This window comes from Enterococcus sp. AZ063 (assembly GCF_051715045.1).
GTDB classification, from domain to species: Bacteria; Bacillota; Bacilli; order Lactobacillales; family Enterococcaceae; genus Enterococcus_D; species Enterococcus_D casseliflavus.
In genome coordinates, this window is the sequence record NZ_JBIOTA010000001.1 from 1,907,394 (window position 1) to 1,932,780 (window position 25,387).

The window sequence follows — 25,387 nt, forward strand, 5'->3', positions numbered from 1 at the left end:
ATCTTGCACTAGCAAACTCTTTTTTTGTGAAATGTCATTCTTTTAGGCTTGCGATTCAAAAGACTTCATTTCCTCATCGATCGTTGGCGGCGTGGATGCGCCCGCAGCACGTGAGGAAAGCTGGGCTTCTTGATCATCGAGCTGCTGCTGTCTTGCCGCTAACTCCGCCTGCTTGTTCGTGTATTCCCGTTCCAAAGCTTCTCGCTGTTCTTGGAGAACCTTCTCGTTATTCGAACGATAATCTGAGAGCTCTTTTCTCAATTGCTTTAGTTCTTTTTTTTGGCGGAACATTGCGCTTGTGGAAACCAGCAGCAAAATCAATGCGCCTAACAAAGCAGAACCAATAATGACTAAGATCAGTGGCGATTGAATCGTTGTGAAGCCAAAGTTGATCGGGACAGTCATATTGTTTGCAACGGCAAATAAAACGATCACTAAAATCAGTAAAATACCAACGATAACACGCCATTGATTTTTCATGGGCTTCAACTCCTATTTTTTGTTGAACATCGTTCCCGCCATATAATCGCCGATTGAAGGAAACAGCGTATATAGTTTCGCAGCAGCGCCTAAAATATGTGGGCGATTGATTTCTCGTTTTGGATGGATCATCGCTTTGACGATCGTTTGCGCTAATTTGTTCGGTTCGAGCACTAGGCTGCCCACCGACGATAAGTAACTACCGCTTGGGTCTGCTTGGTCAAAGAATGCCGTTTCGATCGGTCCAGGATTGACCGTTGTTACGTTGATCCCTAATGGTTTTAGTTCTAAACGTAATGCGTTAGAAAAACCGAGCACAGCAAATTTTGTTGCAGAGTAGACGGCCGTTTTTGGCGTAGCGATCTTACCTGCGATCGAAGCAACATTTATGATATGACCATGCTTTTGTTCAGCCATTTGGATCGCTACTTGCTGGGTCAAAACCATCATGCCAAGCACATTGACTTCGAACATATTTCGGATGACCGCCGGGTCCATCTCTGTAAATTCTTGAAAGATCCCGTAGCCAGCATTATTGACGAAGACATCGATCTTACCAACTTTTTCATTGATTTTTTCTAGTAAGCGCTCCACACTTTCAGGATTTGCTACATCCAATTGAAACGCATACGCTTCTTTGCCGCTTAATTCCATACATTGTTCTTTGACTTTCCCAATCAGATTCGTTCTTCGGGCACAAGTCACGACGATCGCACCACGTTTTGCGGCTTCATAACAGATTTGTTCTCCAAGTCCAGCAGAGCCACCTGTTACAACGACAACTTTATTCTCTAAATTCATCTGTTTCTTCCTCTCCGGCAAAAGGGATCTCGACAATATCAAAATCTTTGACGATCAACGTATTCGGAAATACTTCTTTTGCTTCATTTACTAAATTTGTAATATCTTTGCCAACGTAACGCGCACTGATATGGGTCAACAGCAAACGCTTCGCTTGAGCTTCTTGTGCCACTTCGGCAGCTTGCCGCGTCGTCGAGTGAAAATAAGCGCGAGCCAACTTGGCTTCTTCTTTGTTAAAGGTACTTTCATGCACCAATACATCCGCATCTTCTGCTAGCAGTACGGCGTTTTGACATTTACGCGTATCACCTAATATCGCCACGATCCGACCTTTTTTCGCTTGGCCCAAGAAATCAGCCCCATTGATTTGACGTCCATCGTCAAGGGTAACTACTTCACCTTTTTTCAAACGACCGAAGAGCGGCCCAGGTTTCAACCCAAGTTCCAGTAAAGCCTGCACTTGCAATTCCCCTTGATGGCTTGCTTCAACAATCCGATAACCAAAACTGTCAATGCCATGATCAAGACGCAGACACGATACTTCAAATTGCTGATCTTTAAAAAGAATCCCTTCTTCTTCAATCTCGAAAAAATGTAAGGGGTAGCTGACTTTGGTCTGAGAAATCCGCAAAACGGTTTGAACGTATGCTTTGATCCCCTTGGGTCCATAAATCTCTAGAGGCGTGTCGCCTCCTTGAAAGGAGCGGCTGCTGATCAATCCTGGCAACCCATAGATATGGTCACCATGAAGATGAGTGATAAAGATTTTTTCAATCTTTCGTGGACGAATCGTAGAATGCAAAATCTGCATTTGCGTCCCTTCGCCACAATCAAAAAGCCAAACGGCATTCCGTTCATCTAAAAGTCGTAACGCAATGCTGGTCACGTTTCGATGTTTCGCAGGCACACCCGCGCCTGTTCCTAAAAATTCTAATTCCATAAGCTTCTTTCCTTTCATCTCTTTCCAATTTTAGCGGAAAAGAAATCAAGTTGCAATTGAAGCTTGTGGATTTTATTTCTCAGATTGGCGATCTTCTGCGTCGTTATGAGAGTTTTTCCAGTCTTCTTGAACGCGTGCTTTGGTGGATTCTTCGACTTTCTTAGCCGTTTCAATCTCTGCTTCCACTTCATCGTAGTCAAAGCGCGTGATGTCACCGCCTAATTCATTCATGATCAATTGATTCAAAGGACGATTGTCTTCTTCATCTGCGATCAATAATAACCCCGTATCACCAACACCAATTTGGTTTCCGACATGTTCAAAAAGCATTTGCGCATTTTGGATCTCTTTTGCATCACGAGTAGCACCGATCATACTGCCACCAAACCAGCCCAGCATGATTCCTAAAGGTCCGCCTAGCACGCCAACGAGCATCCCGATCAATCCACCCGTTGATGTCTTATTGTTCCCAGTAAAATCGAGAAAGTCCTCGACTTTAAATTGATGCACGCCTTCATTGGTGTGGGTAAGAACTGCCATTTGTTCCCCTTTGATCTTCCGTTCCATATGCATCCGTTTCACTTCCGAAAAGGCTTGGTACGCTTTGGCACTGGCATCAAAATTCATTACAATGACACGTTTTGACATAAAAATCGCTCCCTTTGGTTTATTTGTTCTCTTCTTTATTTTAACAGTAAATCATTTAAATGAAAAAAGAAACCAAAAAGACTACCGATCATTGATTTCTTAGTGAAAATCAATGATCGGTAGTCAAATCCACTGCAGCTAAAAAGGTATTTTTTAGGCAAATGATGTTCTTTTAAACGATTATTCGACAAACTCGAACTCGAAGTTGCCGATCCGAACGATATCGCCGTCTTTGGCACCGCGCGCCCGTAATGCTTCATCGACACCTAAACCACGCAGCTGACGAGCAAAACGCATCACGGTCTCATCATGATCAAAATTCGTCATCTGGAATAGTTTTTCGATTTTTTCACCGCTCAAGATCCAAGTTGCATCAGGATCGCGATCAATTGAGAACTCTGGTTCATCCGATTGGAAGCCATAATGAACAACATCTTCTTCCATTTCTTCATCGTATAAAAGAAACTCAGGGGTGACTTCCAATAGATCCGCTGTCGCATTCAACAAGGCATCGATTCCCTTACGAGTGACACCAGAGATTGGGAAAATCATTGGTTCATCCGCGAACTCATCCGTTTTTTCTTTTGCCAGCTGCTCTTTGAAAAGGGCTAGGTTTTCTTCAGCATCCGGCATATCCATCTTATTGGCAACGATGATTTGTGGTCGCTCTAGTAAGCGCAAGTTATGGGTCGACAATTCATTGTTGATGGACAAATAGTCCTCGTATGGATCGCGTCCTTCCATGCCACTCATATCGATCACATGTAAAATGACGCGGGTCCGTTCGATATGGCGTAAAAACTGAGTCCCTAAACCAACCCCTTGTGAGGCTCCTTCGATCAGACCAGGTAGATCAGCGACCGCAAAACTACGGCCATCAGTAGTTGTTACCATACCTAAATTTGGTACCAGCGTGGTAAAATGATACGCACCAATTTTTGGTCGAGCAGAGGAAATCACAGAGAGTAATGTAGACTTCCCAACTGAAGGGAAACCAACTAGACCAACATCTGCTAAAACTTTCAATTCGAGCTCGATTTTTCTTTCTTGACCAGGTTCTCCATTCTCAGCTAATTCTGGGGCTGGGTTTTTCGGAGAGGCAAACCGAATGTTGCCACGGCCGCCACGGCCACCTTTAGCAATCACTAATGTTTGGCCTTGCTCAATCAAATCACCTAATAAGGCACCTGTTTCAGCGTCACGAACGGTCGTTCCCTGTGGTACTTTGATGTAGGTATCATCTGAGCCACGACCGTGCATTCCTTTACTCATGCCGTTTTCCCCGGGTTGCGCTTTAAAATGACGATTAAAACGGAAATCCATTAATGTACGCAGACCCTCGTCTACGACTAAAATGACATCACCACCACGTCCACCGTCACCACCTGCGGGTCCGCCGTCTGGGACATATTTCTCTCGGCGAAAAGCAACCATTCCGTCGCCGCCTTTTCCTGCTTTGACATCGATTGTCACTTGATCTAAAAACATGGACATTATTTGTCCTCCATTCTTTTTTTACTACCTTCTATACTTTTTGATTATCAGTTATCTCACCTTAAGTGGTTACTATTTCTCTAATAAGAAAGTCTATTTTATTGTAACGACCGAAACGTCTTTTGTCTATCTTTTCTCATGGGTTTCCGTAAGAAATCGCGAATTCTTAAGGGTTATTCTTTGACAGTCACTTGAAATCGTAGCAAACTTTTAAGTGTACCAGACACAATCAAAGGAGGAAACAAGAAATGACAGTAAAAGTTGGAATCAATGGTTTTGGACGAATTGGACGTTTGGCTTTTCGTAGGATCAAAGAAGTTTCTGCCGATATTGAAGTTGTGGCAATCAATGATTTAACGAGTCCAGTCATGTTAGCACACTTATTGCAATTTGACTCGACCCACGGCACGTACCCTGGAACTGTTACTGCAACGGATAATGCTATTGTTGTCGATGGCAAAGAGACCCGTGTGTACGCTGAACCAGACGCAAGCAAAATCCCTTGGGCAAAAGAAAATGGCGTCGATATCGTTTTAGAATGCACGGGTTTTTACACTTCCACAGAAAAAGCACAAGCCCATCTTGATGCGGGTGTCAAACGCGTCGTTATCTCCGCACCAGCTGGTAATATGAAAACGATCGTTTACAATGTCAACTCCGACACGTTAACACCAGAGGATACTATAATATCCGCAGGTTCTTGTACGACCAACTGCTTAGCTCCGATGGCCTACTTTTTAAATGAGGAATTCGGGATCGAAGTTGGTACGATGACGACGGTACATGCCTATACTTCTACACAAATGCTATTGGATGGTCCGGTAAAAGGCGGAAACTTAAGAGCCGCTCGGTCCGCTGCAGATAACACGATCCCTCACTCGACGGGTGCTGCTAAAGCGATCGGTCTAGTTATCCCAGAATTAAATGGCAAATTACAAGGACACGCCCAACGGGTTCCTGTCGTCGATGGTTCTTTAACAGAATTAGTCTCAATTTTGAAAACCAAAGTAACCGCCGATGAAGTCAATGAAGCGATCAGAAAACACACCGTCGATAATCCGTCATTCGGTTACGATGACCGTGAGATCGTCTCTGGAGATGTGATTGGTACCACCCAAGGTTCTATCTTTGATCCGACACAAACAGAAGTAACCACGGCTGGCGATTTCCAACTGGTGAAAACCGTCGCTTGGTATGATAATGAATATGGCTTTACTTGCCAAATGATTCGTTTACTAGAAGAATTTGCTCGTTTGTAAGTCAATGAGTAGGCAAAAAGTGCCGGTTCTGAAAAAAGAACCGGCACTTTTTTTATTCACTTGCTGGATGATCGTATTTTTCCAAGAAAGCCGCGATTTTTTCTTTGTAAAGCGCTGGATCTGTTTTGTAGCTTTTCGCATGCTCGGCACCTGAAACAACCCACTTTTCTTTTGGTGCATCGGTCGCGTTATACAAAATTTCCAGCATCGAATAAGGAACAAACGTATCCGCATCGCCATGGATAAAAAAGATTGGACGCGTATTCTTTTGCAGTTGTTTGACTGCATCTGCTTCACCAAAGAAATACCCCGCTCGGATTTTTGTGACAAGACTAGTGACATTCATCAATGGAAAGGCCGGTAGACCAAACAATTGATCGAGTTGATACCCCAATTCTTCATTGACGTTGGTATACCCACAATCTTCAATGATAGAAGTGACATTTTTCGGCAAGTCTTCCCCACTGGTCATCATTACCGTGGCAGCCCCCATACTGATGCCATACAAAGTGATCGTCTCTTCAGGACCATTTTTTGCGAGTACTTCATCAATCCATTGCAGATAATCCTTACGTTCGTGCCACCCAAAACCAATATAATCTCCTTCACTTTGACCATGCCCTCGAGCGTCTGGAACCAAGACATTATAGCCTAAATCATGATACATCTTAGCATAGTCCGCCATCGTTTCTGCATTCCCCATGTAGCCATGCGCGATGATCGCCGTTTTTCCTCGATTCTTCTCCTCTGCCGGTAGATAAATGGCGGATAATTTTAAATCGTCTTCAGAAGTCAGCTGCCACATCTCACGATTTGCTGGATCTGTAAACCAATTTTGCGATTCATTTCCTGTCTGATTTTCATCCGTACCAGGGGTATCTCCTTCCAAAAAATCTTTTTCTGAAGGAACCACCGCATAATCGTAAAAATAATTTCCTGCATACCCTAATCCTGCAATTGCTAATACAGCCACTCCGATGGCAATCTTCCAGCGCAATTTCACACTTGTCACGTCCTCTTGTTATATAGTTTACATAATATTATTATGGTTTCATCGTTCTTCATGGAAAGAACCCACTACATAAATTACCGTTTTTTGCTCGTGTTTGTCAATTGCAAGCGCCCAAAAAGAAAACCATTGCCAACACGCTTTGTTGGCAATGGTTGATTTCTCGTGATAATTAGTTATTTTCGACCAATTTAAAACTTGACCAAGGTTTCAAAAATTCTAATAAGAATAGTTCCTCATCAGCGATTTTCCCAACGACATTGACGCGGCCATCATTTTTCATTGCTTTCAAGGCGATTTGCGTCTCACCTTTGTATTGTCCATAGCCAGCATTATCGATCAAGACATCCCCTCTTACCATATCACGGGTATCATGAGGTGGAAATTCCTTGTCTTTATAATAGATCCGCGTCATCGTTGAACGCAAGATGTACTCTGAGCGATCTCCTCGATAGCTTTGCAGATTATCGAAGAGACAAATTCGTTCATCTTCAGTGATTCCGTCAACGACATCGACTCTTAATGTCGGATAATCAGCATGAAACGCTTCAGCCATTGCTGCCAATTCTGCTTCTGAAGCATAGGCATTTCCAATAGAGATATCATCGATCAAACCAGTCAACACTAAATGTTTGACTTGTGTAGCTAGTGGCAGATCACGATGGTCTTCCAAAGAGCACAAACCATCTTGTGTTGGCCATGGACCGAAATCAGCTTCGTGAGAATTCACGAAAGCCATCGTATTTAAATTATATTTGCGGAATTTTTCCGAACAAAAAACAAAATGGTCATAGCCTAACCCTGAATAGCGATGAGGATAGAAGTTATGCGAACCGAGTAAATTTTCAGTATTAGGTGAATAACTCATGATGTTATCCACGTAGCTCGTGCCGCTGCTCATATTGATTTCGATTTTGATCCCGTAAGGATTACGGGTCATTTTGGCTTCTTCTGAACCAGTGAAACCAATATCTAACCGAACACCGTAAGCCCCCATCTCATCAAAGAAGGATAAATCATCATAAGAAATACCTAACTGTTCGAATAAACCAGGATTGATATCTACCATGACTTCCATTCCTAACTGATTGGCATAATCCACGACTTGTTTAAAGTCTGCCAAGACTTTTTCTTTATCATCGTTGATTTGCAGCAAACTGGTAAATACCCGTTTAAAGCCGTATTTGTGTGCCAAGTCTAGATACGCTTTGTCCTTTTCAAACGTTGAGCGCTCTGGATAAATCGATATCCCTAATTTTCCCATCAAAAAAACCTCCTGTAAATTCTATCCGTTTATTATAATGAATCCTCTTTCATTATAGCAAACATCTAAAAAGTGGTCTACACCTTTCCGTCTGTTTCTTTCTCATTCCACAAAATCTGCGCTTTCTTCTATGTCTCTTTTTTGTTATGATTATCATTAAGAAAACTGGAAGGAATGAAAGAATGAAAAAAATCCTATTCACACTGACAGCAGCTGCTAGCCTTTTATTACTAGCTGCTTGTACAGGTTCAAGTACCACCGATCCCTCATCAAGCAATTCGGCAGAAAGCACGTCAACCTCAGAATCTGTTGACTTGAATGCCCTGGAATTGCCGCAATTATCAACGGATGTGCAAGAGAATGAAGCTTTAGTTGAAATGGTAACGGAAGAAGGCTCGATCAAAATCAAACTTTTCCCAGAGATCGCGCCCAAAGCAGTCGAAAACTTTTTGACCCATGCCAAAGATGGGTATTATGACGGCTTGACTTTCCATCGTGTCGTAGAAGAGTTTATGATCCAAGGGGGCGACCCTAATGGTGATGGCACTGGCGGAGAAAGCATTTGGGGCGAAGGATTCGGCGAAGAATACTCGAACCAGCTTTATCACTTGCGAGGCGCATTAGCAATGGCAAAATCAAGTGCGCCAAACAGCCAAGGCAGTCAATTCTACATCGTTCAAAATGATCAAGATGTATCTGACGGTCTAGCGATCCAACACTATCCTGAAAAAATCATCGAAGCCTACAAAAATGGTGGAACACCACAATTGGACGGCAGCTATACCGTTTTTGGTCAAGTGATTGAAGGCATGGATGTCGTAGATAAAATTGCACAAGCAGAAACCCAAGACTCTGGCAATGGTGAGAATTCTCAACCGGTTGAGCCAGTGAAGATCGAAACGATCAAGGTCTTACAAGAAGCCAAAGAATAAATAAAAAACCGCTGAAGTCTCCGATATTCGGGAATTTCAGCGGTTTTCTTTTATTTTTGGTCGCCAACGATAAAGGTGAATTCGCATTCCGCAGCTTTTTTGCCGTCCACTGTAGCGACCGCATCAGCAGTTCCTACAGAGCCTTTGATTTTAGTGATCTCGAAAACAAGTTTCATGGTATCTCCCGGAACAACTTTTTGACGGAATTTGGCTTTGTTGATGCCGCCGATATACGCCGTTCTACCTTGGAATTCCTCGGATTTCAAGATCAGGATCGATCCTGCTTGTGCCAATGTTTCTAAAATCAAGGCACCTGGCATTACTGGATTTCCTGGGAAATGTCCTTGGAAAAAGTCTTCGTTGATGGTGACATTTTTCGTTGCGATAATCTTTTTGCCAGACTCGATTTCATCGACGTAATCAATATATATAATTGGATAGCGATTTGGAATCAAATCCATGACTTCTGTTTCAGTCAATAGTTTTTTCATGGTTTCCCTTCCTTGCTTAAGAATTTATTATAGTTTGATTATCAAAGTATCATAGTTCAGCGAAATTCGCAACTAAATATTTATTAAGAAAAAAATAGTTTGACAATCAAACAATTATGCTTAATAATTAGAAATCAAGATAGTTTGATTTACTATTTGTCATTATACGTATTTTATTATTGTTGAATTTATTAAGGAGTGGAATTATGAGTTTTTTAACCGGTAAAAAAGTTGTCGTCATGGGCGTTGCTAACAAACGCAGTATCGCTTGGGGCTGTGCACAAGCATTAAAAGCACAAGGAGCCGAAGTGATCTACACGTATCAAAACGACCGCATGAAAAAGCCTTTAGAGCGCTTATTGGAATCTGATGAATTTGTAGTGGAATGTGACGTCGCCAATGACGAAAGCATTGCTTCCGCCTTTGAAACGATCAAAGAATATGCAGGTGAGATCCATGGTGTTGTCCATGCCGTTGCTTATGCCAATAAAGAAGATCTATCTGGCGATATTTTGAATATTTCTCGTGACGGTTATGCTTTGGCGCAAGACATCAGCAGTTATTCATTGATTGCCGTCACTAAATATGCCAAACCAATCTTAGCTGAAAATGCTGGAATCGTTACCCTTTCCTACTTAGGTGCCGAACGGGCAGTACCGAACTACAATATGATGGGGATTGCAAAAGCCGCTTTAGAATCAAGCGTTCGCTATTTAGCTGCCGAACTTTCACCGCAAAAAATCCGCGTCAATGCGATTTCAGCTGGTGCCATCAAGACGCTGGCAGTAACTGGTGTAAAAGACTATCAAAAACTGATCCAATTGTCAGAGGATCGAACACCTGATCATATTGGTGTGACGATTGAAGAAGTGGGCAATACTTGTGCCTTCTTGATCAGTCCATTATCAAGCGGGATTATCGGCGAAGTGATTTTCGTTGATAAAGGCGTTCATTTATCTTAATCAATGATTGTCATAGAAAAGCCTGCCTACCCGTTGGCTAAGCAGGCTTTTTCTGAAAAAAACAGGTATTTCAGAAAACCTCCTTTGCATTTCTATTTTATCTTCGTTAAAATAGATGCAGTAAGACTTGGAGGGATTTTATGAAACAACTGCTACTTGCAGCTAGCACGACCGATTCAAGTGGTTCCAGCATTACCGAACCAGCAGCTGCTCAGCTCAATGCATTACAAAAATGGTGGGCATCGATCGACTGGGAATCGATCATTGGCCTACTGATCCAAAAAGCACTGATGCTGCTTTTTTTGTGTATCTTATTCGGAATTTTATTAAAAATAAGCAACATGATCATTGACCGGATCTATCGGTCCTATGAAAAAAAAGCCACCTTCAATGTGAGTCGAATCAACACGATCCATACTCTGATCCGCAATACGGTTCATTACACATTAGGCTTCTTTTTTGTCTATGCACTCCTTTCTACCATCGGTGTACCTGTAGGCTCGCTACTAGCCGGTGCCGGAGTCGTCGGTGTCGCCCTCGGTCTCGGTGCCCAAGGCTTTATGAATGACTTGATTACTGGCTTCTTTATTATTACCGAACAACAAATCAACGTTGGTGATTACGTCCGCTTGACCAATCTGACGCTTGAAGGTACAGTGACGGCCGTCGGTATTCGGACTGTTCAATTAAAATCCGTTGATGGAACCGTTCATTATATCCCAAATCGTAACATCACAACCATCAGTAATACATCCAGAGCCAATATGCAAGTCGTGGTAGACGTACGTATCTTACCATCTGAAGGCTTAGATGAAATACGTGCCATCATTGAAGAAGTCAATGAACAGATTGCTCAGCAGCACGAAGAAGAGATTCAAACGGCCCCTACGGTCTTCGGTCTGGTGGATCTAGGAAACAACAACTTTGCAATTCGCACGACCATGTATGTGACCAACGGTACGCAATGGAAAATCAAAGAGGAATTTTTGGCCGCATCGATCGATGCATTAACTGCCAAAGGCTATACGATCCCCAATGCGCCGATCGTCGGTATTTAAAAAAAGGGACTGTGACATAAGTCCATAGAAGAAAACCGCAAGAAATGACGAGAAATCGTTCATTTCTTGCGGTTTTTTGGGTAAAATAAAAAGGAGCACCGGTTGCCGCCAATGCCCCATCATTTAATCCTGAAAGGACTAAACAAAATGTATACTAATTATAACATGAATCAACTCACTTTGGATCTATCTACTTCATTTTCTCCAAAAGAAAATCATGTCGCCGTTTTTATCCATGAACTGGTCGAAGCGCTTCAGATTAATGACCCCTATCTTTTTGGTCGACCAAGAGAATATGATTTAGGTGCCATGTTGAAGTTGGTTCTTTTTGCGTATACGCGAGAAACCTTTACAAGTCGCAAGATTGAACGCTTAGCTGAAGAAAACCTATATGCTCGCTGGTTGACGCAAGAACGGGTTCCGACTTATCGAACGATCGCCCGTTTTTGTGTATCTAACGATGTGCAGGAGTTGACCAATAAAGGCTTAGATCAGTTGACAGAGTATCTGCGTGCACGGAATCTGATTGATGATGCGTTGTTTATTGACGGTACAAAAATTTTGGCAGATGCGAATAAGTACAGCTTTGTCTGGAAGAAAAACACGATCCGATTCGATCAAATGAATCGCGAAAAACTGCTTACTATGATGACGGAACTAAGAGAAGCGTATGCCCTGAAACAGATTCCCGAAGGGACGACCTTGACAGTAGACATGATAGATGAACTGTTAACACGGATGGAACTACGTCTGGAAGAACTAGAAAAAGAAGTTGAGGCAACGAAACGTCTTTCGCCAAATCCAGCGAAACAACAACGGCGAACGTTGAAAAGCCAAGTACGCAAATTAAATACAAAACGAGAAAAACTTCTGGAACATCAAACGCAGTTTTCTACTTATGGGACAAGAAACAGTTATTCAAAAACTGATCATGATGCGACATTCATGCGCGTAAAAGAAGACCCTATGAAAAATGGCCAACTTAAGCCTGCGTATAACCTGCAGATCGCTACTTGTAATCAATTTGTACTCGGCTACGATGTCTTTCAAAACCCAACAGACACTAAGACGCTGAAACCATTACTGGAAAAGATGAAGATCGCACAAAAGTCCCCTCATTATTTGGTCGCCGATGCAGGCTATGGTTCAGAAAGCAATTACCGCTATATAGAAGACGAACTTCCCCAGCATACTGCACTGATTCCTTATGGAACGATGTTTAAAGAACAAAGCAAGAAATGGCAGACAGATGATCGGAAAGTAATGAATTGGGATTATGAGCCTAAGGAGGACTTTTACATCGACCCCAAAGGGGTACGATTCAATTTTCATGCTTACCGTCAACGAACAGATGCGGATGGCTTTGTCCGAGATTTTAAAGAATACCAAGCAGAAAAAACGGATGCGAACCAAGCGCTCATTCCTGAAGCCTTAACCCCAAAGGGGAATCGCAGAAAGATCACTGTAAATCCGTCTTGGGAATACCATAAAGAAAAACAAAAAGAGCGCTTATCAACGCCTGAAATTCAAAAAATATATGGTCGGAGAAAGATCGACGTGGAAACAGTCTTCGGATTTATGAAGGCTTGTTTGGGTTTCACTCGATACACGGTTCGGGGCTTAGAAAAAGTCAGAAAACAGACGGGTTTACTCATTACGGCAATCAATATGATGAAATTGACAAAAATAGGTACTTGAACTACCCAAAATGAATAAAAAAAACAAGGAGCACTCGAAAAATCACATGATTTTCGAGTACTCCTTATATTTTGGAGAGCGTAACTAGTTAACTTATGTCACGCCCCCTTTTTTCTATACCACATGTAGTTCATCTGTCATCTTTGGGGCATCTTCTTTCGAAATCAGCAAATAGCGTCTTTCGATTTCATGCGCCAAATGATTGACGGATTTTAAAATCTCTTTGCGGGTGATAATCCCAACAAAGACATTGTCATCATCAACGATCGGCAAGAATGCTTGATCCACTAACAGATGCAGCATACTTTCCAACTCATCGTTTTCTTTGATGCAATTCACATTGACTTCCATGACATCTGCCACAGTCAGCCCTTCAATATTTTCCATACTGAAGCCAGTGAGATCCATCATTCGTTCTACGATGTTTGAGAGGCTGATTAAGCCGACTAAATGGTCCTCACTATCTAGTACTGGGATCTTTGAATAGCCCACTTTTGATAAAACAAGCAATGCGTGACTCAAAGGGTGGTTATAAAATACCGATGCCACATTCTCTGCCGGCACCAAGAAATTTTCTTGATTCTCGAGTAATATTTTTTCTACGGTCTGTCCTATCAATCTAATTGCCTCCATTTCACAGCTACTCTTCTATTTTACTTGAAAATGAGAATAGAAAGTAGAAACCTGCAAAATTATAATGAAATTTTTACTTTTTGATTCCGCTTACTTAACGTGTAAAAACGAAAGCTAGCTCTGGGACTTTATGAAAGGAACGATCATAGTATTGGATTGCCCATTGTTCTGGCGTACTTTCAATAATCGCAAAACTTTTGATTTGAATTTGCCCTCGCGGTTGGGAAATACTGCCGGGATTCAAGAAAAGTCGATTCCCGACTTTCTCACAAGCAATTTGATGCGTATGACCAAACAAAGCGATCGAGGCATCTGCTTGTTGCGCTTTTAAGCCTAATTTGGTTACGCCAAAACGAACATCCGCCAAATGGCCATGGGTCATATAGATGATATCCAGCGGCGTTTTAACGATACGCTCATTCGGAAAACCACCACCGTAATCGCAATTCCCACAAACGACTTGGAATGTTTCCCATAAAGGATCCGTTTCAGGAAGTTCTGAATCCCCACAGTGAAGGAACAAATCGACTTGATTTTCGAATTCATTTTTAAGATCAACAAGAATCTCACGATCTGAATGATTGTCACTGACAACTAAGTATTTCATACATTTTCTCCTTCTAACCACTCCTGCCACTGTTCCTGCAGTTTTTTGATTGCTAGACCACGGTGGCTCACTCGGTTCTTTTCTTCTTGACTCATTTGGGCTGCGCTTTGCTCTGAACCATCAGGAATAAACAATGGATCGTAGCCGAACCCATTTTCTCCGCGAGGGATGCGACCGATTCTCCCCGGCCATTGAGCTTCAACCACCAAACTCTCTTTTCCTGGCGCTGCAAAAACTAACGTACAGTGAAATTGGGCACTGCGTTTGTCATCTTCGACATCCGTCAATTCATAGAGCAATTTTGCATTATTGGCAGCGTCACTTTTTTGCTCACCAGCAAATCGAGCAGAGTACACCCCTGGCCGCCCCCCTAGTGCATCGACTTTCAGTCCTGAGTCATCAGCTAACACCGGTCTTCCCAAAATTCTGGCGATGGTTTCGGCTTTAAGGCGGGCATTTTCTTCAAAGGTGGTGCCGGTTTCTTCAACATCTGGCAAGGAAGGATAGTCTTTTAAGGTACGGACATCGTAACCTGCTGCGCCAAATACGGCTTTAAATTCCTTGGCTTTTCCTGGATTGCCTGTAGCAATGACGATCGTTTTTTCGGGAATCTCATAAGGGGGTTCATCTGGTAAAAACAGTGCCTCTTTTTGATAGGCAATCAATTCTTCGATAGCCGTTTTTCCGTAAATCAGCATCTCATTCAACTGCTGACCATCAAAGGTCGCTTCTTCCCCAGTTCCTTGCAATTCGACAAATCGACCAGATTCCGTCATCACCAAATTCATGTCAACAGCAGCTGAAGAATCTTCTTGATAATCGAGATCGGTCACACAGGTGCCATCTGGTAAGATCCCGACACTAATTGCTGCCAAATGCTCCTTGATTGGATCTTCCGTCAATGCTTTGTCACGCAACAAGGTATCGATAGCTAAACGCAACGCGACAAATGCGCCGGTAATACTAGCTGTTCGGGTACCGCCATCTGCTTGAACGACATCACAATCGACCACGATACTGCGCTCCCCTAATTTTTCTAAATCGACTACTGCGCGCAAGGAACGAGCGATCAGCCGTTGGATCTCCATCGTCCGACCAGAAAGCTTGCCTTTGGCACTTTCTCGACGATTACGAGTGTTGGTCGCTCGTGGGAGCATACTGTATTCGGCTGTGACCCAGCCTTTTCCCGTATCTCGTAAAAACGGAGGGACCCGATCTTCAATCGTTGCCGAACAGATCACGGTTGTGTCACCAAAAGAGATCACAACCGATCCTTCGGGGTGTTTGTAGACGTTGGTTTGAATTTTAACTGGTCTTAACATTGTTTCTTTTCTGCCATCATGTCGCATTTAAAAGCCTCCTAAATCAGTGTGAATCGATGAGATCGTGTCTAAATCAAGCCAATCATTGGCAATCTCATCAAACATTTTCGGTGAACCAGTAGTAAAAAATGCATGTTGCGGATGCGGATCGTCCTGACTCGTTGCTGCAATGGAAAAATAGTCCAACAAGGTACTGACTTCCCCCACCGTTTCTGCCCCTGAATCAATCAGCTGGATATGAGCGCCCAATTCATTTTGAATCAAAGGACGCAATAAAGGGTAATGGGTACAACCCAAAATCACTGTATCTAACCGTTTGTTTTTCAATGGTCGCAACGTTTCTGCCACGATTTTCTTGGCGACCGAGCTATGGTATTGTTTGCTTTCTACGATCGGCACAAACTTCGGGCAAGCCAAACTGACGACGGACGCATGGGGCGCTTTGCCATGAAGCGCGCGCTTGTAAGAGTCACTTTTGATCGTTCCGTTTGTCCCGATGACACCGATTCGTTGGTTTTTGCTTGCTTTGACTGCTGCTCGACTGCCAGGCAGGATCACGCCGATCACTGGGATCGCTAGTTGTTCTTTGATTTCTTCAAGGGCGACCGCTGTCGCTGTATTACAAGCGATCACCAACATTTTAATGTTTTTTTCTAATAAAAAACGGGTCATTTGCCACGTATACTCGATGACTTGCTCAGCAGGTCTCGGACCATACGGGCATCTGGCTGTATCTCCCAGATAAAGAATCGATTCGTTGGGTAATTGCTTGATTGCTTCTTTGACGACCGTCAACCCACCAACACCAGAATCGATAAAACCAATTGGTCTGTTGTTTGTCATAGTTTCCATCCTTTACATGAAAGAAAGAGTTTGGTGCATTTTTCTCTCTTATTCATTTTGGACTTTTTTTGTCTATTTTTCAAGTATTCCTTTCGCTTGCTAAAAAAGCTTTCCAAAAAAACCACGAAACGGTCAAAAATGAAAAAAGCCCCCACAATTGGCTTACACCCCACAAGTTGCACTTGCATGGGTGAAAGACCGATCGTGGGGATGTTTTTGACGATTATTCTTTTTAGTAATCGTACTGACGTTTTTCCAAAAAGCCAGAAAGCAATGACAAGGCATAACAAACCAAAAAGTATAAAACAGTCATTGCCAAAAACATAGGCAAAACATAGTTTGTGTTTTGACCATAAATGATTCGAGCATGATGAGTCAGCTCTGGTAAAGAAATAATCACAGCTAATGACGTATCTTTGATCAAAGAGATCAACTGACTGACGATCGCTGGCAGCATCGCTTTAAATGCCTGCGGCACGACGATGCTCCGCAATACTTCGACATAGCTTAGCCCTGTAGACAAACCAGCTTCCATCTGCCCTTTTGGCACAGAATTCAAACCAGCACGAAAGATTTCAGAAAGCATCGCTGATTCAAAAATCGTCAACGCCACAACCGCTGACCAAAAAATATTAAAGCGGATACCGATCTGCGGCAATGCAAAGTAAGTGAAAAAGATGATCAAGAGCAAAGGCAAGTTACGAATAACATCGATCACGACACCTAATACTTTAGAAAAGACTGGGATCGAGCTGAAGCGCAAAATACCGGCGATCCCTCCGATAATAAAGCTAAATAAAATCGATAGGATCGACACTTCAACTGTTACCCGCAAGCCATCGATCAAAAAGCGAATGTTAATCGCTGAAAAAGCTTCAAAAAAGTCCATAGTTCGTTAGCTCCTTTCTATGAGCGGACAGCCCAACGCCGTTCCAAGTAAACCATCAAATAAGACAATGGTAGGGTAATGATCAAATAGAAAAGACCAACAATGATATACGTATCAAATGTATTGAAGGTCTCACTTGCGATCAAATCGCCTTGATACATAATATCTAATCCTGCGACCATCGCCAAAATTGATGAATTTTTGACAAGATTGATAAATTGATTGCCTAACGGCGGTACGACGATCTTAAATGCTTGTGGCAGAATAATGTAGCGCATCGCTTGGCTGTAAGTAAAACCAGAAGACAAGGAAGCTTCCATCTGGCCTTTAGGGACCGTTTGAATCCCTGAACGGATCGTCTCAGCGATAAATGCCGATGTATAGATCGTTAAGCCGATCGTTCCTGCTTGAAAGCCGTCAAAAGAAACCCAATACATTGGCACAACGACATAAAAGAACATCACGATGATCAATAAGGGAATATTTCTAAAAAACTCAACATACGCTTTGGCAATCCCTTTGATGAGGCGATTGTCTGACAACTGAAAAATTGCCATTAAGGTTCCGATCAAAAGACTAAAAAACAGTGCGATCAAACTCGCCATGACTGTGTATTTAAAGCCTTCAATAAACTGACCGGTATACGTTTGAAATAATTCAACCATTCAGTTTCCTCCTACTCTACTTTTCCTGATTCGTCTTCAGGGAACCACTTGTTGTAAATCTCATCATAGGTTCCATCTTCACGCATTTCCCGCAAGGCTTTATTCACTGCATCAAGAAACGGCTTTTGTCCTTTATTGATGGCAATACCATAAGGTTCTTCTGTAAAAGTTTCGCCAACTAAATGGTAATTGGGATTTTCACTCGCCATCCCTAATAAGATCGCATTATCCGTGGTCATAGCATCCCCTTGACCAGATTGTAAAGCGGTAAAGGCTTCCGCATAATTCTCAAGTTCCAAAATTTGCGCTTCTGGTGCTGCTTCACGGATGTTGACAGCTGAAGTAGAGCCCTTCACGACCAATACAGTGGTGTCTGCGGTCAAATCTTCGATCCCTTGGATTGGACTATCTTTTGCGACTAATAAAGATTGTCCTGCATCAAAGTAGACATCGGAAAAATCGACCTGTTTTTTACGTTCTTCCGTGATAGTCATCGTGGCGATGATTGCATCGATGTTGCCGTTTTTCAAAAGAGGAATCCGGGTTTTTGAGGTAACTTCAACAAAGATGGCATTGCCATCACGACCTAAAATTTTCTCAGTGATTGCACGAGCGATATCAATATCGAATCCTCGTACTTCTCTGGTCGCGATATCCATTAATCCAAAAAGACGGGTATCGTTTTTTACGCCCCAAACGATCTGATTCGTCTCTTTGCTGTTTTCTAAAATATCGATCTCTGCGGCACTTTGTCCTTTACAACCTGAGAAAGTCACAAGGGCAAAGGCTAAGACTAGAAAGGAAAATATTTTCTTTCTCATAAGGGCTCCTCCTATGGCTTAATGATTTGTGACTTTGCTCAAGAATTGTTTTGCACGTTCGTCTCTTGGTGCATCAAAGAATCCATCGACATCGCGTCGGTCTTCTAAGACCTGTCCTTCCGCCATAAAGACGATTCGATCTGCTACTTCACGGGCAAAGCTCATTTCATGGGTAACAACGATCATGGACATGCCTTCACTGGCAATTTTTTTCATGACATCCAAGACATCACCAATCATTTCTGGATCCAATGCAGACGTTGGCTCATCAAAAAGCAGCATCTCTGGTTTCATCGCAAGCCCTCTGGCAATTGCGACCCGCTGCTGTTGTCCGCCAGATAACATGGAAGGATAGGAATCTTTTTTATCTAACATCCCTACCCGATCAAGAAGCTTTTCCGCCAAATTGATGGCTTCTTGCTCATTTTGTTTTAATACTTTGATCGGTGCCAACGTAATGTTTTCTAACACGGTTTTATTTGGATACAAATTGAAATGTTGAAACACCATGCCGATGTTTTTTCTAATTTCTGTCATTTTGACATCTTTGTCAAACAAGTTCTTGCCATTGACCAATAATTGACCACCTGAAATGGTTTCTAGACCATTAATCGTACGGAGCATTGTACTTTTACCAGATCCTGAAGGTCCGATAACAACAACGACCTCACCTTTTTCAAATTCAAGGTTGATGTTTTTTAATGCATGGAACTTTCCGTAATATTTCTCTACGTTCTTAAATTCGATCATTGCCATTGATTCACACTCCTAGCTTTTTTTAAAATTAAATGAGTAATTGGAAAGATTTGATTCATATTATAGCTCAATCTTTTTTCATTTGTAAAGGTGCTTTTCCAATGTTCCCCCCTTATTTCTGAAAAGACAAGTGCTATTTTACTTTGATGTGAGGTTTTTGTCCATGAAAATTTTTCTCACCCCATCAGATCACAAGGAGAACCGGTTGTTTCTTTTGCTAAAAAAAGGTAAGATAAACCATATAACAAAGGAAAAGGTGGAAAAAAAGTGAATACGATTTTAACTGGCGACCGCCCAACTGGCAAATTGCATCTTGGCCATTATGTGGGGTCTTTAAAAAAACGGGTCGAAATGCAAGCTGACCCTGAAAATCAGCTTTATATCATGGTCGCTGATATGCAGGCACTAACAGATAATGCAAAAACACCTGAGAAGGTCTCAGCGAATATTTTAGAAGTCGCTTTGGATTATTTAGCCGTTGGATTGGATCCAACAAAAACAACGATGTTTATTCAATCGCAAATCCCTCAGCTCTCTGAATTGACGATGTACTACCTAAATTTAGTCAGTGTAGCACGCGTGCGACGCAATCCAACCGTTAAAGCCGAAATTGAACAAAAGAAATTTGGCGAAGGCGTCCCTTCTGGTTTCTTCATCTATCCAGTCTCTCAAGCAGCGGATATCACCGCTTTTAAAGCAAATTTAGTCCCCGTTGGAGAAGATCAAAAACCAATGCTGGAACAAACGCAAGAAATCGTGCATAGTTTTAATTCTACGTATAGTGAAGTATTAGTCGAACCAAAAGCGGTTTTACCGCCAAAAGGCATGGGACGTTTAGCGGGGATCGATGGGAACGGGAAAATGAGCAAATCACTGAACAATGGTATTTACTTAGCTGATCCAGCCGATGTATTACAAAAGAAAGTGATGAGCATGTACACGGACCCAAATCACATTCATGTCAACGACCCTGGACAAGTCGAAGGCAATATGGTCTTTACGTATCTTGATGTATTTGGCACTGAAAAAGAAAAAATTGCTGAATTAAAAGAACATTACACCCGTGGTGGATTAGGCGATGTCAAAATCAAACGCTATTTGATCGATGTTCTAGAAGCCGAATTTGCACCGATTCGTGAACGCCGTGAAGCTTTTGCAAAAGATCCCGGTGAAGTGATGAACTTATTAAAAATTGGTAGTGAAAAAGCAGAACAAGTTGCCGCCCAAACGTTAGCTGAAGTCAAAAATGCAATGGGCATCAATTACTTCGCCTAAAAAACAAGCCTTTACGGCTTGTTTTTTTGTTTACAAATCGGAATGAATTCTTTCATACAAAACCTATGTGTCTACTCTGTGTTAGATTTCACGAGAACCCTTCCTCCCCAGACTGACACTTTGTGTAATTTGATTTGATACTGTTTCTTGTACAAAAACCAAGAGAGCTGCCCTAAAAAATAACTTCATAAAATGCGGATTATAAAATCCTTTTTCCAAACCTTGCCAGGGTTTAAAAAAGTTGTACCTAAAAACTGGATTGCCTTTTATAGTGAAATCTTTTACGGCTCTCACTCAACTCCTAACATTCTTGTGTCATCTGAGCATCCATTATAATAGTAGAAAACGTTCCCCACCCAACTTCTTTGTATGGTGGAGAACGTTTTTCTCTTATTTGATTAGCGGATTTCTGCTTGAACTTTTTCTTCTAAGTTACGAGTAATTTTCGCTATTGCTTGATTGATCTCTTCATCCGTCAGGGTAGCTTCCGGATTGCTAAAGGTCAGGCTGTACCCTAATGATTTTTTGCCTGCTTCGATGTTTTTCCCTTGATACACATCGAATAAACGAATATCACTTAAGAAGCGACCTGCACTTTCGCGAATGATCTCCATCACGGACTGGTTATCGATCGTTTCATCAAGCAAGAGTGCCATATCCCGCGTTACTGATGGGAACTTAGAAACTGGCTGATAGACCAATTGTTCTGTTTTCGCTGCTAACAGTTGATCTAAGTTCAATTCAGCAACATAGGTTTCACTCACTTCATAATCTTTGGCGATCGACGGGTGGACTTGTCCCAAGAAGCCGATTTCTTGGTCATCTAGCAAGATCATTGCCGTACGGCCAGGATGCATCTCTTTGATAGCTGCCGTTTTTTGATAACATATACGGTCGGTTAATGCCAACGAATCAAATAGATTTTCTAAAATGCCTTTCAAATGGAAGAAATCAACTTTTTGAGCTTGGGTTTGCCAGTCTTTCTCATGGATATTTCCTGTCAAAGCTAGCCCTAAGTGATTGACTTCTGTTGGCAGCTCGTGCTTACTGTCGCCTGTTTGATAGAAGACGCGACCAATTTCATACAAAGCAACACGATTATTTTTACGTGCCAAATTGTACGCAACGTCGTCTAACAAACCTGAAATCAGATTCAAGCGCAAGACGGCACGCTCTTCGGTCATTGGCCAATCCAATCGAGTCACTTGGCTCGATTTATCCGTAAATTGTTGTGCCTTCTCTTCAGTGGTCAAAGCATAGCTGATGGCTTCACTGACCCCGTTGCCTTCTAATAGCGTCCGAACTTCTCTAGTCAGACGTTGCGCTTTGGTTAGATGACCGGCAACCGTTTCTCCTTGCGGTAAAGTCGATGGCAAACGATCATAACCGTAAATACGCGCCACTTCTTCAATGATATCTGCTTCGATCGTAATATCCCAACGACGAGGCGGTACAGAAACAATATAGCTGTCTGCTTCTTGACGATGACCAAAGCCTAATGCATCAAAGATTTCTTGCACTTCTTCATCCGTGATTTCTGTGCCTAAATAGCTATTGATTCGAGCTAGAGTGATTGTAACCTCCACAGGTTCTACTGCTACTTGGGAACCTATTACTGCTCCTTTTAAGACCGTTCCGCCAGCAAGTTCTGCAATCAGTGCTGCTGCTGCATCACAAGCTTTTGCAACCGTTGCTTGGTTGATCCCTTTTTCAAAACGAGCAGAGGACTCACTTCTTAAATTGAATTTCTTTGAGGTTAAACGAATCGCTAATGGATCGAACAAGGCCGCTTCTAAAGCGACTGTGGTCGTTGTTTCCGTGATTTCAGAATCAAGTCCTCCCATGACGCCTGCGAGCGCAACGGGTGTCGTTCCGTTGGTGATCACGATGTCTTCTGGGGAAAGCTGACGTGTTTCTCCATCTAAGGTAACCAGGCTTTCATTTTCTTTGCCGCGACGTACCAGTATTTCCTTGCTGTCTAGCTTTTGATAATCAAAAGCATGCAATGGTTGGCCAAATAATAGTAAGATATAATTCGTCACGTCTACGACATTATTGATTGGACGAATGCCTTCATTCATCAAGCGATTTTGCAGCCATTGTGGACTTGGGGCGATCGTTATACCATCAATAATTCGAATTTGGTAGGCGGGTGCATCTGTTGCTTCAGTGACCTTCACCTGAATTTTATCGGCAGCAGCTACTTCACTTTCAGTAAGTGCAATTTCAGGAAACTTCGGTGTTTGGCGATAGATCGCACCGACTTCATAAGCAACCCCCCGCATGCTCAACGCATCCGCACGATTCGGAGTGATCGATAATTCGATAATGTGATCATCCATATCAAGATAAGGAAAAACTGGTGTTCCTACTTCTGCTTCTGCTGGTAAGTAATAGATTCCTTCCGCGTATTCTTTGGGAATCACGCTGTCGGCGTATCCCAATTCTTGCAATGAACAAATCATGCCGTTCGAAACTTCTCCCCGCATCTTGCCCTTTTTGATTTTTACATTGCCCGCGATTCGAGAGCCTGGTAATGCCACAATGACTTTAATGCCGCTTTTGACATTTGGTGCACCGCAAACGATCTGTGAGTCTTCATCCTCACCAATATTTACTTGGCAAATCGATAGATGATCAGAATCTGGATGTGGTCGGCAGTCGGTCACTTCTCCGACAACGATTTTTTTTAAACCCTCTTCAGGCACGTCAATACCTTCGACTTCGATCCCCGTCACTGACATTTTATCCGCCAGCTCTTTTGGTGTGATCTCAGACAGATCAAGGTATTCATTTAACCATTTGTATGATACTAACATTTATTGTTCCCCCTTGAACTGGCGAATGAAACGCACATCATTTTGATAGAATTGGCGAATGTCGTTCACGCCGTAGCGCAGCATTGCCACTCGATCAGGACCTAAACCAAAAGCAAATCCTGAATATTGGGTTGGATCGATCCCTGACATTTCTAAGACGTTAGGATGCACCATTCCAGCACCGAGGATCTCGATCCAGCCAGTTTGTTTACAAACATTACAACCGGCACCACCGCACTTGAAGCAGCTGACATCGACTTCGACCGATGGTTCTGTGAAAGGGAAATAGCTTGGTCGCAAGCGAATTTGGCGATCTTCACCAAACATTTTTTGCATCATGACTTCTAAGGTTCCTTTTAAGTCACCCATCGTAATATTTTTATCGATCACCAAGCCTTCAATTTGATGGAATTGGTGGCTATGGGTCGCATCATCTGTGTCACGACGGAAAACTTTCCCTGGTGAGATCATCCGCAGCGGCCCTTTAGAAAAATCATGAGTCTCCATTGTTCTCGCTTGCACTGGTGACGTATGGGTCCGAATCAGCACTTCCTCTGAAATATAAAAAGTATCCTGCATGTCTCTGGCTGGATGATCTTTTGGCAGATTCATCCGTTCGAAGTTGTAATGATCTTTTTCCACTTCGTAGCCTTCAACTACTTGGTAGCCCATACCAACAAAGATATCTTCGATTTCTTCCATGATTTGCGTTAGCACATGGCGTGTTCCTCGGTCCATCTTTTTACCAGGCAAAGTCACGTCGATGGATTCTTCAGCAAGGGCCTTTTCCAAGTTTGCTGCTTCGATAGACGATTTTGCTTCTTCGATCGCTTCTGTCAAGATATCACGAATCTCGTTGGCATAGCTCCCCACCTTCGGCCGTTCTTCCGCAGAAAGATCTTTCATCCCCCGTAGAACTTCAGTAATGGGACCTTTTTTCCCAAGCACTTCCACTCGAATCTGATTCAAGTCATTCATGGTTGGACTTTCTTTGATTTTAAGCAATGTCGTTTCCTTCAATGCTTCTAATTTTTCTTGTAAAGACATGTGTTTCCTCCTTCTATACAGTGAATAGTGTAAAAAACGATTTGACTGGAAAAAGTGACGATCTTTTGATAAAAAGACAAAAAAAGACGTCATCCCTAAAAAAAGGAACGACGTCTCGTGTTACCATCCTCATTCGCGGAAAGTTCCGCGCACTCACTTCGGCTAACGACAGCAACACTGCCGACTGATTGTTCTCAGCAAGCTCCAGAAGTGAAATTCATTTTTCGAATACAGGACTTGCTTTCAGTCTGTGACAAGTCTCCCTTTTTCTGATCCAGCCAAATTACTAGTTTCTATCAACGCTTTTTTTACTATTCATTTAAGCCTAGTTTACCTAATTTCCGTTGAGAAATCAACTGCATTCTTCCTCACGTACCCAGGTTTCTGCCCAACGCTTCACACTCATCATACTCTTTTCAAGAGCAATACCTCTTGGCGTCAAGCAGTAAAGATTGTTTTCTTTGCAGACAATTTCTTCCCGCTCTAATTCTTTCAAGCGTTCGACTAACACCCGATCACTCACTTGAGGAATCTTGTTTGCTAACTCAACAAATCTTTGTTTGCCGTCTTCAAGAAGGACATCAATGATCAAGCCGTTCCACTTTTTGCCTAAAATAGAAAAAGCTTTTTCAAATTTAGGACAAAGGGCATAATCCGATTCTACTTTTATCATT

Annotated in this window: 25 protein-coding genes; 6 read left to right on the forward strand and 19 right to left on the reverse strand. The window is 42.4% G+C overall.

Annotated elements, in window-relative coordinates; all coding sequences use genetic code 11:
- Positions 1–42: 42 nt before the first annotated feature.
- The 5 genes from IGK61_RS08815 to obgE all read right to left on the reverse strand — a co-directional run bounded on the left by IGK61_RS08815 (position 43) and on the right by obgE (position 4,363).
- Positions 43–480 carry a lipopolysaccharide assembly protein LapA domain-containing protein gene (locus IGK61_RS08815; protein ID WP_005226169.1) on the reverse strand — a complete coding sequence of 146 codons (438 nt, stop codon included), beginning with the start codon at positions 478–480 and terminating at the stop codon, positions 43–45.
- A 12-nt stretch (positions 481–492) separates the two neighbouring features.
- Positions 493–1,281, reverse strand: a complete 789-nt coding sequence (locus IGK61_RS08820) for an SDR family NAD(P)-dependent oxidoreductase (protein ID WP_015509761.1) — start codon at positions 1,279–1,281, stop codon at positions 493–495.
- A complete protein-coding gene (gene rnz / locus IGK61_RS08825; protein WP_034857404.1) occupies positions 1,265–2,221 on the reverse strand; it encodes a ribonuclease Z in 957 nt (318 codons plus the stop codon). The genes IGK61_RS08820 and rnz overlap by 17 nt, the downstream gene beginning before the upstream one ends.
- A gap of 72 nt (positions 2,222–2,293) precedes the next feature.
- Positions 2,294–2,869 carry a DUF456 domain-containing protein gene (locus IGK61_RS08830; RefSeq protein WP_010748409.1) on the reverse strand — a complete coding sequence of 192 codons (576 nt, stop codon included), beginning with the start codon at positions 2,867–2,869 and terminating at the stop codon, positions 2,294–2,296.
- 180 nt (positions 2,870–3,049) lie between these two features.
- Positions 3,050–4,363: a GTPase ObgE gene (gene obgE, locus IGK61_RS08835; protein ID WP_005226173.1), complete on the reverse strand. Its 1,314-nt coding sequence runs from the start codon at positions 4,361–4,363 to the stop codon at positions 3,050–3,052.
- A 248-nt stretch (positions 4,364–4,611) separates the two neighbouring features.
- Here obgE and gap point away from each other — a divergent pair, with 248 nt between their 5' ends.
- Positions 4,612–5,622: a type I glyceraldehyde-3-phosphate dehydrogenase gene (gene gap / locus IGK61_RS08840; RefSeq protein WP_074536926.1), complete on the forward strand. Its 1,011-nt coding sequence runs from the start codon at positions 4,612–4,614 to the stop codon at positions 5,620–5,622.
- A gap of 52 nt (positions 5,623–5,674) precedes the next feature.
- Here the strand turns inward: gap and IGK61_RS08845 are convergent, their stop codons facing one another.
- Positions 5,675–6,625: an alpha/beta hydrolase gene (locus IGK61_RS08845; protein WP_074536925.1), complete on the reverse strand. Its 951-nt coding sequence runs from the start codon at positions 6,623–6,625 to the stop codon at positions 5,675–5,677.
- A 178-nt stretch (positions 6,626–6,803) separates the two neighbouring features.
- A complete protein-coding gene (locus IGK61_RS08850) occupies positions 6,804–7,895 on the reverse strand; it encodes a DUF871 domain-containing protein (RefSeq protein WP_074536924.1) in 1,092 nt (363 codons plus the stop codon).
- Between the two features lie 182 nt (positions 7,896–8,077).
- On the opposite strand from IGK61_RS08850, the gene IGK61_RS08855 reads away from it, so the two are divergent.
- Positions 8,078–8,827, forward strand: coding sequence for a peptidylprolyl isomerase (locus IGK61_RS08855; RefSeq protein ID WP_008381897.1), 750 nt, complete (start codon positions 8,078–8,080; stop codon positions 8,825–8,827).
- A gap of 50 nt (positions 8,828–8,877) precedes the next feature.
- On the opposite strand, the gene fabZ is transcribed toward IGK61_RS08855, so the two are convergent.
- Complete coding sequence (fabZ, locus tag IGK61_RS08860; RefSeq protein ID WP_005226178.1) at positions 8,878–9,318, reverse strand: 3-hydroxyacyl-ACP dehydratase FabZ; 441 nt, start codon at positions 9,316–9,318, stop codon at positions 8,878–8,880.
- Positions 9,319–9,524: 206 nt separating this feature from the next.
- Here fabZ and fabI point away from each other — a divergent pair, with 206 nt between their 5' ends.
- From fabI to IGK61_RS08875, 3 genes are all read left to right on the forward strand, one after another.
- Positions 9,525–10,280 (forward strand): enoyl-ACP reductase FabI, encoded by a 756-nt coding sequence (gene fabI / locus IGK61_RS08865; protein ID WP_005226179.1) that lies wholly within the window; start codon positions 9,525–9,527, stop codon positions 10,278–10,280.
- A 140-nt stretch (positions 10,281–10,420) separates the two neighbouring features.
- Positions 10,421–11,338 carry a mechanosensitive ion channel family protein gene (locus tag IGK61_RS08870; RefSeq protein WP_015509767.1) on the forward strand — a complete coding sequence of 306 codons (918 nt, stop codon included), beginning with the start codon at positions 10,421–10,423 and terminating at the stop codon, positions 11,336–11,338.
- A gap of 147 nt (positions 11,339–11,485) precedes the next feature.
- Positions 11,486–13,036 carry an IS1182 family transposase gene (locus tag IGK61_RS08875; RefSeq protein WP_074536951.1) on the forward strand — a complete coding sequence of 517 codons (1,551 nt, stop codon included), beginning with the start codon at positions 11,486–11,488 and terminating at the stop codon, positions 13,034–13,036.
- Between the two features lie 114 nt (positions 13,037–13,150).
- On the opposite strand, the gene cbpB is transcribed toward IGK61_RS08875, so the two are convergent.
- The 8 genes from cbpB to IGK61_RS08915 form a co-directional block, all read right to left on the reverse strand.
- Complete coding sequence (gene cbpB, locus IGK61_RS08880; RefSeq protein WP_005226181.1) at positions 13,151–13,654, reverse strand: cyclic-di-AMP-binding protein CbpB; 504 nt, start codon at positions 13,652–13,654, stop codon at positions 13,151–13,153.
- A gap of 109 nt (positions 13,655–13,763) precedes the next feature.
- Entirely contained in the window at positions 13,764–14,276 is a 513-nt protein-coding gene (locus tag IGK61_RS08885) for a metallophosphoesterase (RefSeq protein ID WP_074536749.1), read from the reverse strand.
- Complete coding sequence (rph, locus tag IGK61_RS08890; protein ID WP_005226183.1) at positions 14,273–15,625, reverse strand: ribonuclease PH; 1,353 nt, start codon at positions 15,623–15,625, stop codon at positions 14,273–14,275. Before rph ends, IGK61_RS08885 begins: the two co-directional genes overlap by 4 nt.
- On the reverse strand, positions 15,626–16,441 hold the full coding sequence (racE, locus tag IGK61_RS08895; protein WP_015509769.1) for a glutamate racemase: 816 nt from the start codon (positions 16,439–16,441) through the stop codon (positions 15,626–15,628).
- Between the two features lie 232 nt (positions 16,442–16,673).
- On the reverse strand, positions 16,674–17,330 hold the full coding sequence (locus tag IGK61_RS08900; RefSeq protein ID WP_005226185.1) for an amino acid ABC transporter permease: 657 nt from the start codon (positions 17,328–17,330) through the stop codon (positions 16,674–16,676).
- 17 nt (positions 17,331–17,347) lie between these two features.
- A complete protein-coding gene (locus tag IGK61_RS08905) occupies positions 17,348–17,995 on the reverse strand; it encodes an amino acid ABC transporter permease (RefSeq protein ID WP_005226186.1) in 648 nt (215 codons plus the stop codon).
- An 11-nt stretch (positions 17,996–18,006) separates the two neighbouring features.
- Positions 18,007–18,816: a transporter substrate-binding domain-containing protein gene (locus tag IGK61_RS08910; RefSeq protein ID WP_438844795.1), complete on the reverse strand. Its 810-nt coding sequence runs from the start codon at positions 18,814–18,816 to the stop codon at positions 18,007–18,009.
- Between the two features lie 18 nt (positions 18,817–18,834).
- Complete coding sequence (locus IGK61_RS08915; protein WP_008381909.1) at positions 18,835–19,572, reverse strand: amino acid ABC transporter ATP-binding protein; 738 nt, start codon at positions 19,570–19,572, stop codon at positions 18,835–18,837.
- 267 nt (positions 19,573–19,839) lie between these two features.
- Here IGK61_RS08915 and trpS point away from each other — a divergent pair, with 267 nt between their 5' ends.
- On the forward strand, positions 19,840–20,847 hold the full coding sequence (gene trpS / locus IGK61_RS08920) for a tryptophan--tRNA ligase (RefSeq protein WP_438844796.1): 1,008 nt from the start codon (positions 19,840–19,842) through the stop codon (positions 20,845–20,847).
- A 398-nt stretch (positions 20,848–21,245) separates the two neighbouring features.
- On the opposite strand, the gene pheT is transcribed toward trpS, so the two are convergent.
- From pheT to IGK61_RS08935, 3 genes are all read right to left on the reverse strand, one after another.
- Complete coding sequence (gene pheT, locus IGK61_RS08925; protein ID WP_074536747.1) at positions 21,246–23,666, reverse strand: phenylalanine--tRNA ligase subunit beta; 2,421 nt, start codon at positions 23,664–23,666, stop codon at positions 21,246–21,248.
- A complete protein-coding gene (gene pheS / locus IGK61_RS08930; protein ID WP_005226191.1) occupies positions 23,667–24,713 on the reverse strand; it encodes a phenylalanine--tRNA ligase subunit alpha in 1,047 nt (348 codons plus the stop codon).
- A gap of 352 nt (positions 24,714–25,065) precedes the next feature.
- Positions 25,066–25,386: a winged helix-turn-helix transcriptional regulator gene (locus tag IGK61_RS08935; protein ID WP_005226192.1), complete on the reverse strand. Its 321-nt coding sequence runs from the start codon at positions 25,384–25,386 to the stop codon at positions 25,066–25,068.
- Position 25,387: the final 1 nt, after the last annotated feature.